The sequence below is a fragment of the Rhizobacter sp. P2_H2 genome, from assembly GCF_056403375.1.
On sequence record NZ_JBFUFP010000881.1, the window covers coordinates 1 to 2,317 of the forward strand.

General features: G+C 67.2%; 3 protein-coding genes. All 3 read left to right on the forward strand.

All coding sequences use genetic code 11. The features are described 5' to 3' along the window. Nucleotides 1-682 (forward strand): 2,3,4,5-tetrahydropyridine-2,6-dicarboxylate N-succinyltransferase (dapD, locus tag AC1D15_RS27680; protein ID WP_477828529.1); only part of this gene is annotated, 682 nt, incomplete at its 5' end. Nucleotides 683-752: 70 nt separating this feature from the next. Continuing rightward, entirely contained in the window at nt 753-1,946 is a 1,194-nt protein-coding gene (locus tag AC1D15_RS27685; protein ID WP_477828530.1) for a PilT/PilU family type 4a pilus ATPase, read from the forward strand. Between the two features lie 19 nt (nt 1,947-1,965). Beyond that, the coding region (locus AC1D15_RS27690; protein WP_477828531.1) for a M20/M25/M40 family metallo-hydrolase at nt 1,966-2,317 on the forward strand (352 nt) is incomplete at its 3' end.

Below are 2,317 nucleotides of genomic sequence, written 5' to 3' on the forward strand. Positions count from 1 at the left end.
GCGCGAGAGCGTCGGCCAGTGGAAGGTCAACCAGTGGGTCAAGAAGGCGGTGCTGCTGTCGTTCCGCCTGAACGACAACCAACTGATGCATGCCGGCGAACTGACCTTCTTCGACAAGGTCAAGACCAAGTTCTCGCACATCAGCGATGAGGAAGTGCGTGCCGCCGGCGTGCGCGTGGTGCCGCCGGCCGTCGCGCGCCACGGCAGCTACCTCGCGAAGAACGTGATCCTGATGCCGTCGTACGTCAACATCGGCGCCTACGTCGACGAAGGCACGATGGTCGACACCTGGGCCACCGTCGGCTCGTGCGCCCAGATCGGCAAGAACGTGCACCTGTCGGGCGGCGTCGGCATCGGCGGCGTGCTGGAGCCGCTGCAGGCCAACCCGACCATCATCGAGGACAACTGCTTCATCGGCGCCCGCTCCGAGGTGGTCGAAGGCGTGATCGTCGAGGAGAACTCGGTCATCTCGATGGGCGTCTACATCGGCCAGAGCACCAAGATCTACGACCGCGCGACCGGCGAAGTCACCTATGGCCGCATCCCGGCCGGCTCGGTGGTGGTCAGCGGCAACCTGCCCAGCGCCGACGGCAAGTACAGCCTGTACTGCGCCGTCATCGTCAAGCGCGTCGACGCGCAAACCCGCGCGAAAACCAGCATCAACGAACTGTTGCGCGCCTGACCCCTGAACCCGCCGGCCGGCGTGCCATGATGCCTTCTTCCGTTCAACAAGGTCCCGAAAGGACACAGCGATGACAGCAGCCTCCAACGGCGGCAACATGGAACGCGTGCTGCGGCTGATGGCCGACAAGGGCGCCTCCGACGTCTACCTGTCGGCCAACACGCCGATCCTGATCAAGATCAACGGCCAGATCCTGCAGCTGAGCGACCAGCCGCTCACCGCCACCCAGCCCCGCCAGCTGCTGGCCGAGCTGCTCACGCCGACCCAGCTCGAAGACCTGGAAGACACCGGCGAGCTGAACGTGGGCATCGGGCTGTCGGGCGTCGGCAGCTTCCGGCTCAGCGCGTTCCGCCAGCGCGGCTCGATCGCCGCGGTGTTCCGCTGCATCCCGCACGACATCCCGGCACTCGGCACCCTGAACCTGCCGCAGGTGCTGAACACGCTGGTGCTCGAGAAGCGCGGCCTGATCCTGATGGTGGGCGCCACCGGCACCGGCAAGAGCACCACGCTCGCGTCGATGCTGGAACAGCGCAACCAGCAGATGGCCGGCCACATCCTGACCATCGAGGACCCGATCGAGTTCATGTTCAGCAACAAGCGCTCGGTCGTGAACCAGCGCGAGGTCGGCCGCGACACGCAATCGCTGCAGGTCGCGCTGAAGAACGCGCTGCGCCAGGCCCCCGACTGCATCTACATCGGCGAGATCCGCGACCGCGAGACGATGACGATGGCGATCTCGTACGCGCTGTCGGGCCACCTGGTGGTGTCGACGCTGCACGCGAACAACAGCTACCACGCGCTCGGCCGGATCCTGTCGTTCTACTCGCCCGAATCGCGCCCCGCGCTGCTGGCCGACCTGGCCGCCGGCCTGCGCGCGGTCGTCTCGCAGCGGCTGGTGCGCGCGACCGCCGGCGGGCGCCGCCCGGCCGTCGAGGTGCTGCTGAACACCAAGCTCGTGTCCGAGCTGATCGAGCAGGGCGACTTCAACGGCGTCAAGGAAGCGATGGAGAAATCSATGGCCGAAGGCTCRCAGASCTTCGAGTCCGACCTCGCCCGCCTGATCACCGAAGGCGTGATCACGCGCGACGAGGGCCTCGCGTTCTCCGACTCGCCGACCAACCTGATGTGGCGCCTGGCGAACGACACCGAACCGGTGTCGCGCCAGGTCCCGAAGAAGGAAGAGACCGACGACCAGCCGACCTTCACCGAGATCACGCTGGACGTGCACGACGACCGCAACACCGGGTTTTCGACTCGCTTCTGATCTCCGTTCCTGATTCCCGATGTTCGCGACCCTGCAGCTCACCGAGGCCCTGATCAGCCGCCGCTCCGTCACCCCCGACGACGGCGGCTGCCAGGCGCTGCTCATCGAACGGCTCGCGCCGCTCGGCTTCGAGTGCGAGACGATCGAGAGCGGCCCGGCCGATTTCCGCGTCACCAACCTGTGGGCGGTGCGCCGTGGCCAGGGATCCGGCAAAAGCGGCGGCAAGCTGCTGATGTTCGCCGGCCACACCGACGTGGTGCCCACCGGCCCGCTCGCGCAGTGGCAGAGCGACCCGTTCGTGCCGACGCACCGCGACGGCAAGCTCTACGGGCGCGGCGCGGCCGACATGAAGACCTCGATCGCCGCGATGG